This window comes from Chitinophaga sp. GbtcB8, assembly GCF_019091455.1.
GTDB lineage: Bacteria > Bacteroidota > Bacteroidia > Chitinophagales > Chitinophagaceae > Chitinophaga.
This window is the reverse complement of sequence record NZ_JAGXJN010000113.1, coordinates 1-324: the sequence shown is the minus strand read 5'-3', so window position 1 is coordinate 324 and position 324 is coordinate 1. Positions and strand designations below refer to the sequence as shown.

1 protein-coding gene is annotated in these 324 nt (G+C 46.0%); it reads left to right on the top strand.

Annotated elements, in window-relative coordinates:
- Positions 1 to 324 (top strand): AMP-binding protein (locus KVT36_RS31610; protein ID WP_217607413.1); only part of this gene is annotated, 324 nt, incomplete at both ends.

Below are 324 nucleotides of genomic sequence, written 5' to 3'. Positions count from 1 at the left end.
GACCTGTTTGAAGCCGGAACGGTTAGCCGGATGCTATCGCACTACGAACAATTATTGCAGGCAGTAGTAAGCAATCCAGCATCAGCAATTGAAAAACTGGAAATACTTGGAGTAGTAGAAAAGCAACTACTGCTGCAAGGCTTCAATGATACAGAAATCGCGTATGCAACAGAAAAGACATTAGTAGATGTTTTTGAGGCGCAGGTTGCCCGTACTCCGGACCAGGTTGCCATTGTATCCGGTGAGTGTATGCTCACTTACCGGCAGCTGGATGAACATGCTAACCGGCTGGCACATTACCTGCAAACAAAATATAGTGTAGGA